The 14699-nt window shown below is 39.2% G+C and carries 14 protein-coding genes and 1 pseudogene; 6 read left to right on the forward strand and 9 right to left on the reverse strand.

Features of this window, described 5'->3' with window-relative positions:
- Positions 1–249: 249 nt before the first annotated feature.
- The 3 genes from H5126_RS20735 to rph are packed head-to-tail and all read right to left on the reverse strand — an operon-like array spanning position 250 to position 2063.
- Positions 250–630, reverse strand: a complete 381-nt coding sequence (locus H5126_RS20735; RefSeq protein ID WP_002958892.1) for a diacylglycerol kinase — start codon at positions 628–630, stop codon at positions 250–252.
- Positions 631–686: 56 nt separating this feature from the next.
- On the reverse strand, positions 687–1331 hold the full coding sequence (pyrE, locus tag H5126_RS20740) for an orotate phosphoribosyltransferase (protein WP_154904287.1): 645 nt from the start codon (positions 1329–1331) through the stop codon (positions 687–689).
- A gap of 18 nt (positions 1332–1349) precedes the next feature.
- Positions 1350–2063, reverse strand: coding sequence for a ribonuclease PH (gene rph / locus H5126_RS20745; RefSeq protein WP_002958890.1), 714 nt, complete (start codon positions 2061–2063; stop codon positions 1350–1352).
- A 179-nt stretch (positions 2064–2242) separates the two neighbouring features.
- On the opposite strand from rph, the gene H5126_RS20750 reads away from it, so the two are divergent.
- The 3 genes from H5126_RS20750 (at position 2243) to H5126_RS20760 (ending at position 5357) form a co-directional block, all read left to right on the forward strand.
- Complete coding sequence (locus H5126_RS20750) at positions 2243–3103, forward strand: YicC/YloC family endoribonuclease (RefSeq protein WP_154904288.1); 861 nt, start codon at positions 2243–2245, stop codon at positions 3101–3103.
- Between the two features lie 174 nt (positions 3104–3277).
- Entirely contained in the window at positions 3278–4507 is a 1230-nt protein-coding gene (locus H5126_RS20755; RefSeq protein WP_182721434.1) for a site-specific integrase, read from the forward strand.
- A 28-nt stretch (positions 4508–4535) separates the two neighbouring features.
- On the forward strand, positions 4536–5357 hold the full coding sequence (locus H5126_RS20760; protein WP_182721435.1) for a hypothetical protein: 822 nt from the start codon (positions 4536–4538) through the stop codon (positions 5355–5357).
- Here H5126_RS20760 and H5126_RS20765 read toward each other — a convergent pair.
- The 4 genes from H5126_RS20765 to H5126_RS20780 form a co-directional block, all read right to left on the reverse strand.
- Positions 5354–5575, reverse strand: coding sequence for an AlpA family transcriptional regulator (locus H5126_RS20765; RefSeq protein WP_182721436.1), 222 nt, complete (start codon positions 5573–5575; stop codon positions 5354–5356). The two genes, H5126_RS20760 and H5126_RS20765, sit on opposite strands and share 4 nt — an antisense overlap.
- A 260-nt stretch (positions 5576–5835) precedes the next feature.
- Positions 5836–7560, reverse strand: a complete 1725-nt coding sequence (locus H5126_RS20770) for a DUF927 domain-containing protein (protein ID WP_182721437.1) — start codon at positions 7558–7560, stop codon at positions 5836–5838.
- Between the two features lie 476 nt (positions 7561–8036).
- On the reverse strand, positions 8037–8399 hold the full coding sequence (locus H5126_RS20775) for a hypothetical protein (protein ID WP_259414059.1): 363 nt from the start codon (positions 8397–8399) through the stop codon (positions 8037–8039).
- Positions 8400–8428: 29 nt separating this feature from the next.
- The gene (locus H5126_RS20780) at positions 8429–8629 is read right to left on the reverse strand and encodes a hypothetical protein (RefSeq protein ID WP_024601501.1); all 201 of its coding nucleotides are present in this window, start codon (positions 8627–8629) and stop codon (positions 8429–8431) included.
- Between the two features lie 286 nt (positions 8630–8915).
- Between H5126_RS20780 and H5126_RS20785 the strand changes: the two genes are divergently transcribed.
- Complete coding sequence (locus H5126_RS20785) at positions 8916–9065, forward strand: hypothetical protein (protein ID WP_128581536.1); 150 nt, start codon at positions 8916–8918, stop codon at positions 9063–9065.
- 70 nt (positions 9066–9135) lie between these two features.
- Here the strand turns inward: H5126_RS20785 and H5126_RS20790 are convergent, their stop codons facing one another.
- A complete protein-coding gene (locus tag H5126_RS20790) occupies positions 9136–10002 on the reverse strand; it encodes a phage integrase N-terminal domain-containing protein (protein ID WP_064384927.1) in 867 nt (288 codons plus the stop codon).
- 769 nt (positions 10003–10771) lie between these two features.
- A complete protein-coding gene (locus H5126_RS20795; protein ID WP_182721438.1) occupies positions 10772–11821 on the reverse strand; it encodes a tetratricopeptide repeat protein in 1050 nt (349 codons plus the stop codon).
- A 1032-nt stretch (positions 11822–12853) separates the two neighbouring features.
- On the opposite strand from H5126_RS20795, the gene H5126_RS20800 reads away from it, so the two are divergent.
- A complete protein-coding gene (locus tag H5126_RS20800; RefSeq protein WP_182721439.1) occupies positions 12854–13309 on the forward strand; it encodes a hypothetical protein in 456 nt (151 codons plus the stop codon).
- Between the two features lie 357 nt (positions 13310–13666).
- Positions 13667–14699 (forward strand): annotated as a pseudogene (locus H5126_RS20805) (IS3 family transposase); the annotation flags it as partial.

Here is a 14699-nt window from a genome sequence, read left to right on the forward strand (position 1 = left end):
CTAAAAAGATTCAATCTAAGTTTTACTTAACACCCTGAGTTGTTCGTGCCTCGCTATGCGTTGCTGTTTCCCGTCTCAGTGGGGTCGCATTATAGGGAGATCCGAAAACAGATCAACCCTTTTTTTAAGAAAACTTGAAATAATGTGCTGTTCGCTGAGAATTTGAGCTAAACACGTTAAAAATACAACATAACCATCAAATTATTAACAACTAACGGGGTTCAAACCTATTTTATATTAGAAGTAGAGTTAAACGATCTTCATATAGAGGCTTACACCCCAGATGATCAATACGATCGTTAATGAAAGTGTTACGGCTGCAGATCCCATATCTTTGGCCCTACCTGACAATACATGTAACTCTGTACTTACTCGATCTGTTAATGCTTCAATGGCGGAGTTTAGTAATTCAACTATTAATATAATAAGCAGTGAGCTAATTAGTATTGCCCAGTGTAATAGTGATGAAGCAAGCCAAAATGAAATAGGAAATAATATAAGGCTTAATAGTAGCTCTTGCCTAAATGCTGCTTCTTCTTTAAATGCTGCTTTAAAGCCAAGGTAAGAGCAATAGGTTGCTTTGAAAACACGCTTGAGGCCTAAGCCATTTGGTTTTAATACATCTTTCATTAATAAACTCTATGAATGAAGGTCAAAATAAAGCCCCGCACTGCGAGGCTTTTTATTTATGCTACGCCGTATTGATCACAGTAAGCTTTAACTGAGGCTAAATGCTCATCCATTGTGCCTTGGCTTTCAAGGTAACTGATAAGATCAGCTAATTTTACAATTGAAATCACTTTGGTATTAAAGTCACGCTCAACTTCTTGAATAGCTGATAATTCAGCTTTACCCTTTTCTTGGCGATCTAACGCAATTAAAACACCACTAAGGTCAGCACCATTTTGTGCAATGATTTCCATCGACTCACGAATCGCAGTACCTGCAGTAATTACATCGTCAACTAGCATAATTTTGCCATTGAGTTCTGAGCCTACTAATGTGCCGCCTTCACCGTGTGCTTTTTTCTCTTTACGATTAAAACAGTAAGGTACATCTTTATCATGATGATCCGCTAAGGCAACCGCTGTTGTTGTCGCTATTGGAATACCTTTGTACGCAGGACCAAATAATACATCGTACTCTATAGCAGAATCTTCGAGTGCCGATGCATAAAAGCGACCTAAACGCGCTAAGTCTCGACCAGTATTAAACAAACCAGCATTAAAAAAGTAAGGACTTGTGCGTCCAGACTTTAATGTAAACTCACCAAATTTTAACACCTGCTTCTCTAGAGCAAATTCTATAAACTCTTTTTGATAATCTTTCATATCTTGTAGCCTACCTATTTATGCTAATGCTTGCTTTTGTACGTCAATAATTTCGCGAATAGAATGTTTAGCTAAAGTAAGTAACTCATCTAGCTCATCAAACGAGAAAGGTTCGCCTTCAGCTGTACCTTGAATTTCAATAATTTTACCTGTTTCGGTTAAAATTACGTTCATATCAGTCTCTGCTGCTGAATCTTCAATGTATTCTAAATCGCTAATTGCTTGGCCTTTGTAAATACCAACTGAAATAGCTGCAATCATATGTTTAAGTGGGTTTGAATTAATCATACCTTTTGCACGCATATGTGTTAGTGCATCAACAAGTGCAACACATGCACCACTTATAGAAGCAGTACGTGTACCGCCGTCAGCTTGAATAACGTCACAGTCAATGGTAATTGTGTTTTCGCCAAGTGCTTTTAAGTCAACAGCAGCACGAAGTGCACGTGCAATTAAGCGCTGAATTTCCATAGTACGACCGCCCTGCTTACCACGTGCAGCTTCTCGAGCATTACGCGTATGCGTTGCTCGCGGTAACATACCGTATTCAGCATTAATCCAACCTTTACCCTGACCTTTCATGAAACGAGGAACGCCCGATTCAACAGTAGCTGTACAAAGTACTTTGGTGTTACCAAACTCAACAAGTACTGAGCCTTCAGCATGCAAAGTATAATTACGTGTAAATGTAACAGGTCTAATTTGGTTAGGTGTTCTTTCGCTTGGACGCATTGACGATCCCCTTAATTCAGAATTTGCGACATTATAAGTGTATGTGGGTATAGATACCATGTTGATTTAAATAAATAGCTGTATGCAAAATATTCAGTGTATTAAATTTTCCCTAGAGCTTAAGCAGTGTTACGGTATAATCATCATAATATTGTATTTATAAATTTAGGAAAATATCCATGATCCACAGTATGACAGCTTATGCGCGTCGCGAAATAAAAGGCGATTGGGGTACTGGCACTTGGGAAGTTCGCTCAGTAAACCAGCGTTACCTTGAAACATTTATACGCGCACCAGAGCAATTTCGTGGCATGGAGCCAGTTATTCGTGAGCGTTTACGCAAACACTTACAACGCGGTAAAGTTGAGGTCTTTTTAAAGTTTGTGGCAAATCCAGCCCACGTTGGCGAGCTATCAATTAACCAAGCACTTGCTGAACAACTAATAAATAGCGCTAAATGGGTTCAACAACAAAGTAATGGCGATATTAACCCTGTTGATATATTACGTTGGCCTGGCGTTATGGAAGCAGAAGAGCTTGATATGGATAGCGTTAATACAGCATTAATAGCTGGTCTTGATCAAGTAATCGAAGATTTTAAATCTGCACGTGGCGATGAAGGTGCAAACCTTGAAGGAATGATAGCAATACGCCTTGATGCAATTCTAGAGCAAGTAGAAATTGTAGAAACGCATATGCCTGAGATTGCTAAATGGCAGCGTGAAAAACTTGCTCAAAAGCTAGAAGACTTAGCAGCAAACATTGACGAGTCACGCCTTGAACAAGAACTTATTTATCTTGCTCAAAAACAAGATGTAGCTGAAGAACTAGATCGCTTAAAGTCTCACGTTAAAGAAACTAAAAAAATCCTTAAAAAAGGAGGCGCATGTGGCCGCCGCTTAGATTTTATGATGCAAGAATTTAATCGTGAAGCTAACACGCTAGCGTCTAAGTCTATCAATAGTGACATCACTACTGCAGCCGTAGAGCTAAAAGTACTAATTGAACAAATGCGTGAGCAGATCCAGAATATTGAGTAAAGATCACTAGCACTCAAAAAAGCTCACAACACATTGAAAAACCTCGCTTTATAGTGGGGTTTTGTTTTTTATCGTTCCGTATTTTTTCATTCTGTTTCATCCAATTGGTGAGTATTGTGGTTAGTATTTTTCACTGCTAGTCTCAAGCTACTGGTGAGTACAAGAGGTGAAGAAATGCCAAATTTAACAGTTAAACAAGTCAACATACTTGCTAAAGGCAAGCCAAGTAAAACTTCCGATGGCAATGGGTTATCGTTTGTCGTTCCAAATCGTGGTGAACCTTATTGGTCTTTGAGATATTCCTTTAATGGGAAGAGGAGAGAAAAGTCGCTGGGTAAGTTCGGGCAACTGACACTAGCTGAAGCGCGTGGTGAGGCTGAAACAGTCAGAGCCATGCTCAGAGAAGGCATTGATCCACTATCATTAAGCTCTCTCACTAAACACAGCGGGATGACTTTTAACGAGCTATTTCAAGATATGTATGAAAATAAGCTGCTCAAACGATTAAAAAGGCCTGATATTCCGAAAAGTAAATATGACAACAATGTAGCCAAATTCATTGGTCACCTTAAAGTTGAGCAGGTTAATGCGTTTCACATTCGAGATATCCTAAATATCATAGCCGACAGTGGGCGAACTACAGTGGCGAATGATGTACTCGATCTACTTAAAAACCTTTTTAAGCATGCTATCCAATTGAATATTACATTGAACAATCCCGCATCTGCATTCAGCTATAAAGATGCAGGAGGGCATGAATCCTCTCGGGAAAGAGTATTAACTATTGATGAAGTGGAACAAGCATTCAGCGTATTCAGAAAATACCCCGAGTCTTTTACTCGCGACAACTACCTAGCTTGCTGTTTGTTGATGATTTTAGGAGTACGTAAATCTGAATTAATTCAAGCTCCATGGCATGAGTTCGATTTAGATAACGCTGTTTGGCATTTACCCAAAGAACGTACCAAGAAAAACTTTAGAGCTATCAAAATTCCTTTACCACCACTCGCTGTAGAATGGCTTAGAGAGCTAAAAGTTCGATCACATGGGTCAAACTATGTATTTCCAGCTAGGCGCAAGAGCACTAGACCATACATGGGCCCTGATACTATCAACAGCGCAATTAATTCACTATTTGGTATAGATCAAAGTAAAAAGGTTCAACCACCAAACCGTATGGGCAATTTAGAACATTTTAGAGTTCACGATCTTCGGCGCACTTTCAGATCTATTGCGGCCGGGATGAAGTTTCAAGATGATCATTTAGAGCGTTGCTTAAATCATCAAATCAGTAAGTTAGATGAAATTTATAACAAACATGACTTCTTTGAAGAGAGAAAGGAAATTCACCAAGCTGTTTCTAAAAAGCTTTACACATTACTTAAACCCGTTCAAAATCATTAAAATTCAATAAGTTAAAGATTATAAGATTATGACAATCCAGCAGGCTAGTGAATCAAAACCATTATATTTTCATTTTAAAGAAAAGTATAAAAGAAACAAAGAGTTAATTGACAATCTTAGATTAGGAGTAAAGCTATGTTTGACCATAATGGCTTTTTCACTGGGGTGGGTCTTCAGCAGTTACTTGATGGAAGAGGAAATAGGCAGATGGTTAATTGTTAACTGGGACCATTTTCTACTCCGAGACTTTGTAAACCCGTTTGAAAGAGTAAAGGAATTAGGTAGCTGGACAATTGCCTCAATTTCCTTTTACTGGGGTTTATCATTCGCCATACTAGCCTTGTTTGGTAGCAAAGTAGCTGAGTATACTTACTTACTGACATTTTTCTTTAAAAGTGGAATAAAGTTACTACGCCTAACAATTGCATTTTACCTAGGTGTTTTCTTCCAAATCATTTATGAATTCCCCAACTTCCTAAATATAGCCTCATCATTTGGACCTGAAAGTAAAACAGTATTTTATGTAATAAATGTTTTGCTTTTCATGCTGTTAATTATCTCTCTAATTGCTGACAAATACTCAAAAATAAATTTTTCCGCGCCATCAGAAAAATGGAAATCTATCAAAATTGTAAAACACCTTTATAATTGTCAATTAAATAATCCAGGAAAAGTATCAATTGCTCTTATTGCAGTAGCGCTCGTGTTATTTGTTTACTTAATAATCCAGTCCTTAAATGGCGATTGGGAAAAGCTGAGAGAGATGAAACGAAACTGTATCAGCACTAATAATCCAAGCTTTTGTGATATTAAGCTTAATGATACTGGTTCTTCTATTCCCCCTAATTAAGAGCCGTTCATCCAAAGCAAAATATCCGACAGCAACCAACGGGCTTTCCCCTTACCAACGCTGGAGGCTGGCGGGGTTTCTCCCGCCTTTTGCATACGCCACCAGGTAGTGCGGCTAATGCCGGTTCTGCGGCAGCGCTCAGTCTCGCTTATCAAGCGCTCTTCTTCGCCATAAAGTTTTAAAATACCCGCTCTTTTTTCAAATAGCTCGTTATTCATGTTCGTCTCCTAATTCCACGCGATTCTTTAGTACCCAAGCATCAACTTCTTCTCTCTTGAAAAAGGTTCGCCGCCTCGCCGCCCTCCAAGCTTGTAGCTGGGCAACCCGTCTCGTACTTGTTGCCGCAAGAAATTTGGGCTTAGTGCTGTATACTGGACACACTCATCAAATGTAAGAAACTCTTTGCTGTTGAGCGCTACTTTGCAAAGTTGGCTTTCAATAACGCATTTTATTTCGTCAAATAATTGGTCAGTAAGCATTAGTAATTCTCGCTCTGGGAAGCTGGGAAAGTGGGATTGGTATTGCTATTCAAAGAGTTATCATTTGGATAAAAGTGGGATAGATCTACACTTTCACCGCATTCGCGACAGATTTTCTCGGGAAAAAGCTTAATAAACCGCTCTCCTCCTATTTTAAATGTGCGTCGCATGCCCTCATTGGAAATAGCCCAACCTTTTTGAAGCATGTAATGGACCGTTTGACTGTATTCATGAGCAACGGACTCAATAACTTCCGATTTGAATAACTGCTGAGGGATGTACCAAGCCAGTTCAGGCTCTGACTCGAAGAATCCTATGCTCCCGTTATGTGACTCCCCCCGAGGACTCAGACTATGGCGCCACTTATTGATTAGCTTGATAAGCTTCTTAATAATTTTCTTACTTTCTGAATTTTCAGTGCTATTACGGTCATCTAACCAAATTGTTGCTACTTGTTCTAATGCATCTTTAGCTTCACCCAAGTGCCATGGCAACAATCCTAAATTAATGGCAATTTCCCCCGCGGCGGCTAGCAGCGCAAATTTATCTAAAACGTTATTAGCTTGGCTCTCTATGTTTTTTGGCCAAGGCCACTGCTCCCGAATATCTTTGTACTCTTTAATAACCTCATTGTTTGGGCAATCAAAATTTGAGAGAGCTTCCACCCACGATTTAATGAAAGTACCATGGTATTTACCTATGCTGGCTGATAAGTACTCAGCAAACTCTTTAGCCGAAGTAAATCCATGAGTATTTTCAAAAGCATCGTATTTGCTAAATACTGGAACCTCAATTAACCGGACTGACTGCCCTGCACTAACACTTTGATTAATGCCTAACAAAAGCTCTTCAAGGGTAAGCTCCCCGGTACTAAGAAATATTGTGCGCCAACGATAACGCTTATCTAGGGCGCCATCTTGCTGGCTTCTTAGTTTTGATACGCCATTACACAAGTGGTAAATTAACTGACCTATCTCTTGTGCGGGACACTGCTTAAATTCATCAAGACAAAGCAGCATGTTATTTCGCGCACGAGCGATAGACTCAATACCGTTAGATGTGGAGCTCCAAGTCTCCCAATAGGTTTGATCTGAATAGATACTTGCAGCCACTTTCATCACTGTAGACTTGCCTGATTTTGAACTACCGACGATTTGTATTCCGAAGCTCTCTAAATCAGTCCACCCAATAATAGGGGCCGCAAGTGCAGTACACACAGCAAGGATCATGATTGGGTTGCCTCGGCAATATTTTCCAATATTTTGCTGCCAATCCAACAGTGAGCCTGATTCAACTAAGCTATCACCTGCAAAATCACCAACATAAACTGCTGGCGTATCGTACTGGCCAATACTCCAATCCGGTGTCACAAATTGGCCGTCCACCCAACCACTTTGTCTTGCGCTGTATGCATGCTTATTACATGGAGTTTCGATTAGGTAAGCTAAAAGAAATTCCCATGAGTATTTTCCTGGCGAAAGTTGAAAACCTGACCTAAGCAGCCTCTTTTTAAATTTTTTTGCGAAGTTGTCATCAACTTCTCCCATAGGCAGTACTTCACGAATCGGTAAGCCAAAGTAGTTTTTCCACTCTAGAAGCCGGCCAAAGTCATCTCGCTTATCGTGGGAAGAGACGATAGCCTTCACTTCTATTGGACCGGAAATTTTTCTCTCTTCACCATCTTTGTTAAGGGCGTAGATACCATCAGGTTTTGCTTTTAGCATGAACTTTACCTCTCAAAATAAACACATTTGTATTACTTGAATCATTGAGAGTTAGGTTGGCACGGTTTGAGACAGGTTGGATCGGAAAAACCCACCCTACTTTTCATGGGTTTTTAAAGTCTATAAAAATCAGATTTTTAGCTAATTTAGGTGCGTCATTTTCGCATAAAAAGGAGGCAAAAATGCTGTTTTTGGGCGTCAAGAATTAGGCATGCCTAATTTCGTGGCTTAAAAGATTGGATATCAGTCGAATTTATTGAGGTCGTCGCAATTAAAATGAAATAGTACAGCAAAAAATGTCACTATAGCTAGAATTAAACCACATCCTGTTAGTAAAGGAGCCATATCTATATTTTCCCATCTTTAATTGCTTCAAATAAATCATGCTTCAATTTGTCGTAGTGGCGAGTCGCGCGAATAGCCAACACCATTAATACCCACATTTGAAACCATTCATAATCAGTCATAAGTGCACCTTAATGTCTTGTATTACCTAAATAGATATTACCTTCCCATTTACAAAGCTCTAAAATCCAATTACTAATTTTCAACCGTTTAGCTGGGTTAATACCTGTGAAAGGAAAGAAAATCTGAGTGCTACGATTTTTGAACTTTGAAAAGGGTTCCAATCGAATATCCCAAATATCGCCATGCTCATTCATAACATCAAATGCAAACGCTTTTTGTGTGGTTAAAGCAATGAACATCTCTTCTTCCGTTTCATTGCGAAGATTAAGCTTTAAACCTAATGGTTCACACTCGTCCTCAATACCAGCTAAGCGAATCTTCAGCTCATCGTATACAGGCTTAAATGGCCAAAGCTCTTTATTTGTCATCATTTCTTCTCTCAAAATTAGGCATGCCTAATTCATAGGTAGGTATCGTAGAGCTCGCCACGAGCTTTAGCGTCTTCAGCTTCTGCGCGAGTCATCTCTTCACCGTCAGCAATAATGTTACCCATACCATCATCCAATTCATCTAGCTGGTCATTCTCTTCAGAAACTGATAGTAAAACATCAACAACACCTAGTGCTACCAACCCTGTTACTTTTAACGCTTTTTTCCACATACGAGACTCCTAAAATTAGGCATGCCTAATTCGAACGATAATTGAGCTTACTTTTAGTTAAGCCAATAAATCCTTTTAAATCAATATGGAAGATGTCTCACACGTTAAAATTTGAAACTTTAAAAACAATGATTTTCATATGGTTATAGTAAATTATTCAAAACCTATACTTTTACTTTTTTCAAAAAATAAGAATAAATAACTAGCTTTTTGCTCAATAATTGCCATCCTATTAATGCTTAACTTATAAGCGTTAATTTTTAAATCAATCTGATGGAGTAGAATTATGGCTGTTAAACATGTGCCAACTGGAATTGTTCACAAAGGAAGTAAAGGTGGAACAACAGGATGTGGCTTTGATACTAAAAAGGAAGCTACCCATTGGGTAGACTCCCACTTTAAAATTAACTGCGATAAAAACGGATGTAAAAACTGAGGGTTAGTAGATTAATAAACTAGGCCGATGTTAGTGTATACGCCCATTTAAAAATTAGGCATGCCTAATTTTAACTGCCCAAGTACGCATAGGTAATCTTCAATCGTTCATGGCCCAACTCTAGGCTAATTTGCTCCCGAACTTTAATATCGTGCTCATAATCAAGAGATGATAACTCTTTTCTATGTGGGCCTCCATCGGCAGGGCATTTCCAACCTGTAAGCTCTAAATAACGCTCCCTTGCGTAATGATGACGCAGTCCGTGATTTTTATTTAATCCAACTCGAATTGTTTCGCGGTCGTACTGTTTCATTTGTGACTTATAGTTTTTGTCAGGTTCGATAAGTGCGCCTTTAGTAACAGCTGCAATATCACGAATAAGCTGTCGTTGAGATTCTTTTAAGATCGGAATTTTGCGGTATTTGCCACCTTTGGCCCATGAGCCTTTAATTTGTAGAGTGTTAGCGTTTATCAAAGCGTAAGATAAGCTGAATTTCATACACTCTTCTTTTCTAAGCCCAAATTCTTGCTGCAAACGCAGGGAAAGCTTGATTAAGTCACTCTTGATCTTCGCATGCTTATCCATGTCTAACGTTTTTGACTTGCCAATGGGGTTGTTGCGAACTCTTGGAATACCGTAATCATCATTGCTACGTGAACAGATATTAGGTTTACCTATTTTTTCGGCAATCCAACGTAGTGCGGCCATTCTGTTTTTAATCGTTTTGGGTGCTAAACCTTCATCTTGCCAACGCGTTATAAGGTGATTGATATGTTTGGTTTTAAGACCTGATGGGTCTCTTAATCTATAACCGTGGCTAAGCAGCTGTGTTGCAGCAAGGTTTAAAACGTTGCTACGAGTAGCTCTAGTGCTAAAGCTACTTTCGCGGTGAGTGTCGTTCACCATTTGATGAAGACGATATCCTAATTGGCTCATTTCATGTTCCTCATAAATTTAAAAAGTAATTTTGAAAGTATTGAGAAAAACACCAAACCGAAGACCAGGGGGCGAAATGCCAAAATAGGTAAGTTTTAAAGCCATATGAACGGTGCGTAACCGAGCATATTGTCACAGGACATAAAGGCTAACTGGCCTAAAGCAACAAAGCTGAGCCGTGTGATTTCTGTTGAAATACAGCGCGAACTACTGTGGTTTATATTTGTGTTGTTTATAGTGGTGTGGTCGTGTGACCCATAATGCTGCGAATGCAGCTCCTCAGGAACGTGTTGCGGGCAGTGAGAACGCCCTTTTTCTTTGTGCTCATTTCGAGCTAGTTCATAATTAAAATTATCACAGTGATCAGAGATTGCAACACCTTTTTGACACGCTCAAATCTCGATCCCTCTTCTGGCCCTGTAATTTTTCAAGGCCGGAAAGCAATTATATAAAAGGGCACTAACTTATAAGTGCCCTCTCTTATGCAATTTCTAATTTAGCTAGACATTGTGTAAATATAGCGCCGCTTAATTAATATGATGTATATCAGTGAGTATGCTTCGCTATAACACTGATGCTAGAAGGAGACAGGTTATATTCATTTGCCACATCTACCTGTTTTTTTCGTTGACCCCTCACTTTATCCCTAATTTCTAGATTTCTAACTTTTCGTTCGAGAGTTTCAATTCTCTTACCTTGTCCCTCTAGTTCCTCAGTGATCAACTTTAATGCCTGTATAGTTCTGTTCATGATTTAGTCTCGCCTTAAATTAAAAAAATTTAGCTTTATACAAGTTTTCTTTAGCTTCTTCATGCCCCTGCGCAGCGGCTTGTTCGTATAATTCAAGACCCAGTTCAGGGTTATATTCTACCCCGAATTTTTTCCATAAATTTCTATGAATAAACCCCATAAAAAACTGGCCATTAGCATCCCCTAAATCAGCGGCTAGCCTATAAAAATGCAGGGACTTATTAAGGTTTACTTTAATATAATCACCCTCTTCATAAATAAGCCCAAGCTGACACATTGCTTTTGCATCACCGTCTTTTGCAGCCTCCTCGAGAAAGTCGACAGCGTCAGAATAACTGTGCATTTGATCCTTTCCGGTAAAAATCAACCGTGCTAAGTTGACAGCTGCGCTAGGAAGTCCTTGCCTCATCGCTCGTTCATAATACCTAGCAGCGTCACTTCTAGATATTAAAGAAGTCAAACCTTGTTCTGCCATCTCAGCTAGCTTATTGAGACATAAACAGCTTTCTTTCTTAGCCCCTATATATAGTTGCTTTTCAGCCTCTACCCATTCACTTTTCTTTAAATGGTGTACGGCTAAGTTATATGCTGCGTCAGAGTGACCATTTTTTTGAGCTTTTTTGACTAATGGATAGTAATCATTTTCACCTTTTCCTAGTAAATGACCATGCTCCATGTATAGCAATCCAAGCTCGTATATCGAGTCTAAAAACTCTTGTTGCATACAGGGGATTAACAGTTTTTCTTTCTCGAGCAATCCAATTTGTATATGGATCGAGTCGCTTTCAAACAGAGGACTATTAATCATCATTTGAACTTTTGACCCAATCTCGATTGCTTTGTTGTGTCGAACTATAACTTCATCTTTTATTTTTTGAATCAAAGGTGGCTCATCTTGACCAAAATTTTCTAAGCAAAATTGATTGAGATTCTTGGTTGTAGAACGAACTTCGTGCAGCTTTTTACCGTTAGGTAAAATTAATGAACTATCTCTTAAAAAGCGTTTGTTTTTGCGCAGCTCATAGCTTTTAAGTTTGAGGTGTCTCGGTTTTCTTGTGGAAGAATTCATGGTTGCTTTCTCACTAAATAAAAATTTGGGTATAAAAGCCCCGTCCTGTCTTTACGTTAGGCTTTCGATATTCCAGATTTTCAGCAAGCGCAACTAGTGCAGGTGTCGCTTTTGACAGATTTATACGACAGGAAGCTACTCCTAAATCAAAAATAAAGGGATTTTTAACTAATGTCAATTGTTACTTCGCTATTAGATTGCATCTTCTTGTTAGAGCACTCAAATCTCCATCCCTCTTCTGGCCCTGCAATTTTTCAAGGCGGATTGGGTGTCGAGGCATCATGAGCAGTGGCCTCGACGGGCGACTCTGCGAGTCGTCCCTACCTCTTTCGAGTAGGGACGACTCGTCGCCAATCCGCCTTCAAAGAAAACCCCGACAATCTTACCTGGGTTTTTCCAAACATTATTTTTGAAAGTGGTTTACTTTGTGATTGGCAGCGCACACCGCGATTCGTTATCGATAATAACGGCCCACATCTGGGTGCATTAAACAGGGCTATGGTGCATCAGGGTACGACCCTGGAGGCGTGTATTCCATCAGACGTTAGGGTTTATCGTCTGTAGTCTTCGAGGATAGTCGTGTAGTTCCTACACGCGCAACCCATTATATTGGGCTGTTTTTCTTAAGAATTGGTGTGTGCTGCTTCTGAGCTAAGCGATATCACATATGCTCAAACTATCGAAAATACACTGTAGCAATTCTTTATCAACCACTCCTTCGTTAACACATACTTTCAACTTATATGGCGTATAACCCAAATAAGAGACCTCTCTTAACCCCCCACTCCACAGCAAACAAATCCTTTCTGATGTAACCGGAGAGTCACTGTCAACTGTACTCAAGCCATTGATTGCTTTTCTAGCTCTCTGTTCGTTTGTCATCATCACGCCCCCTCATAGAAAATAATCTTCATCGTAGCGCTTAGCCATACTTCGGTTAAGTTAAAATTTTAACTACACTTGTTTAAACTTTCTATTTAGCATAAGTTAAGTATCATTATAGGAATTAACATAAAAAATAAACACTTAGAAATGAAAGATATAGAAAAGGAAATAGCTGTAGAGCGCTATAAGTTTATACTTACAAAAATACAACACTTAGACGAATCTTTATATAAAAACATCGGCTTTATTGCAAAGTTTACAGCTGCAATTATTAGTGCTATTGCCAGCTCTATACTCTTATTCAAAACTAGCAAAATAACTAATGAAATATTGGTGTTAGCAATAGACTTTGCGTCATATATCAACGCCTTCACATGTCTACTTTTTATTCTTATAACTTTAGCAAATATTTTTTCTTGGCGCGATTACAGAAAGGAAGAAATTGAACTACTAGATAAATGTGGTGTTGAAATTGCTAGAAAGCCCCCATCATTCAAGGGGCTCCTCCGGTGGACAGAAACATGGTTTTTAATAGCACTGCTAATTATTGCAACCGCTTCTTTAAATGTCGATAAAATTCTAGGGAGCCTAATAACACCCTAGAGAGTATTTAATGTACTCAAAAAAGAAAACCTAACATTCAGTTACATAAACTCCTTTAAGTCAGTACCATCTAGGAATTTAAAGTTATATTCCGAGTTGTCTTCCCAGAAATGAGGGGACAACTTTTTAACCAGCTCGCCTCTTTTTTGACGCCCTGGCATAACAACAACATTATCAACTGATACTCCTGTTATTAAAATACTCCAGCCCTCCCTCACTCCTTTAGTATACGATGCTTCTTCAGAACTCAGTTCCCCTAACTTTTCTTCTTCACGCTGCGTGTAGTGGCATAGTTAATTTGACCACCCATTAAGAAAGAAATGTTATGCTGATAAGCATACAAATTTGGGTGAAAAAATGACGAAATTAAAACGTGCAACGTATTCTGCAGCAATCAAATTAGAAACAGCTCAGCTTGTAGTTGACCAAAGTTATACTCAAGAAGAAGCAGCCAAAGCGATGGGTGTGGGTAAATCAACCGTTAGTAAGTGGGTTACTCAATTAAAGCAAGAGCGTAATGGCCAGCCACCATCGGCTTCGCCAATGACGCCCGAACAAATTGAAATCCGCGAACTTAAAAAGCAAATCCAACGCATTGAATTAGAAAAGGATATATTAAAAAAGGCTACCGCTCTCTTGATGTCCGACTCCCTGAACAATTCTCGTTAATTGAGAAATTAAATCAACGAGAGCGTTATCCAATTAGCGTGCTATGTAGCGTATTTAATGTGCATCGCAGTAGCTATAAATATTGGGCCATACGGGATACAACGCCGACATCAGAGCAAGTAAGGTTAGAAGCTGAAGTTAAAGCTATACATGCAATGAGTGGCGGTTCAGCTGGGGCACGGACAATCGCAGCAATTGCAACGAATAACGATTTTGAATTAAGCCGTTATCGCGCCGCTAATCTGATGGTTAAACTAAAACTAGAGAGCTGCCAAGTACCACAACATCAATATAAACGGGGTGGTAATGAGCATCTTGAAATCCCAAATTTGCTAGATAGGCAGTTTGATGTTGTTGAGCCAGATACCGTATGGTGTGGTGATGTGACGTATATTTGGACAGGTAATCGCTGGGCTTATTTAGCGGTCGTTATTGATTTATTTGCACGTAAAGTCGTTGGTTGGGCAATGTCGCTGTCGCCAGATACTAACTTAACGCTAAGAGCGCTTGAACTCGCGTATGAAAGCAGAGGAAAACCGACAGGACTGATGTTTCATTCAGACCAGGGTAGTCATTATACAAGTTTAAAATATCGTCAACGTTTATGGCGCTATAAAATCAAACAAAGTATGAGTAGGCGTGGAAACTGTTGGGATAATGCACCAATGGAGCGATTTTTTAGAAGCTTTAAAACGGAATGGATGCCAAAGGTTGGATATGG

Source organism: Pseudoalteromonas sp. SG45-3 (assembly GCF_014164075.1).
Classification (GTDB): Bacteria; Pseudomonadota; Gammaproteobacteria; order Enterobacterales; family Alteromonadaceae; genus Pseudoalteromonas; species Pseudoalteromonas distincta.

Bases quoted from the DNA above. Each gene is read 5' to 3' on its own strand.
- H5126_RS20735 (WP_002958892.1), bottom strand. From the start codon at position 630: ATGAAAGATGTATTAAAACCAAATGGCTTAGGCCTCAAGCGTGTTTTC.
- pyrE (WP_154904287.1), bottom strand. From the start codon at position 1,331: ATGAAAGATTATCAAAAAGAGTTTATAGAATTTGCTCTAGAGAAGCAG.
- rph (WP_002958890.1), bottom strand. From the start codon at position 2,063: ATGCGTCCAAGCGAAAGAACACCTAACCAAATTAGACCTGTTACATTT.
- H5126_RS20750 (WP_154904288.1), top strand. From the start codon at position 2,243: ATGATCCACAGTATGACAGCTTATGCGCGTCGCGAAATAAAAGGCGAT.
- H5126_RS20755 (WP_182721434.1), top strand. From the start codon at position 3,278: ATGCCAAATTTAACAGTTAAACAAGTCAACATACTTGCTAAAGGCAAG.
- H5126_RS20760 (WP_182721435.1), top strand. From the start codon at position 4,536: ATGACAATCCAGCAGGCTAGTGAATCAAAACCATTATATTTTCATTTT.
- H5126_RS20765 (WP_182721436.1), bottom strand. From the start codon at position 5,575: ATGAATAACGAGCTATTTGAAAAAAGAGCGGGTATTTTAAAACTTTAT.
- H5126_RS20770 (WP_182721437.1), bottom strand. From the start codon at position 7,560: ATGCTAAAAGCAAAACCTGATGGTATCTACGCCCTTAACAAAGATGGT.
- H5126_RS20775 (WP_259414059.1), bottom strand. From the start codon at position 8,399: ATGATGACAAATAAAGAGCTTTGGCCATTTAAGCCTGTATACGATGAG.
- H5126_RS20780 (WP_024601501.1), bottom strand. From the start codon at position 8,629: ATGTGGAAAAAAGCGTTAAAAGTAACAGGGTTGGTAGCACTAGGTGTT.
- H5126_RS20785 (WP_128581536.1), top strand. From the start codon at position 8,916: ATGGCTGTTAAACATGTGCCAACTGGAATTGTTCACAAAGGAAGTAAA.
- H5126_RS20790 (WP_064384927.1), bottom strand. From the start codon at position 10,002: ATGAGCCAATTAGGATATCGTCTTCATCAAATGGTGAACGACACTCAC.
- H5126_RS20795 (WP_182721438.1), bottom strand. From the start codon at position 11,821: ATGAATTCTTCCACAAGAAAACCGAGACACCTCAAACTTAAAAGCTAT.
- H5126_RS20800 (WP_182721439.1), top strand. From the start codon at position 12,854: ATGAAAGATATAGAAAAGGAAATAGCTGTAGAGCGCTATAAGTTTATA.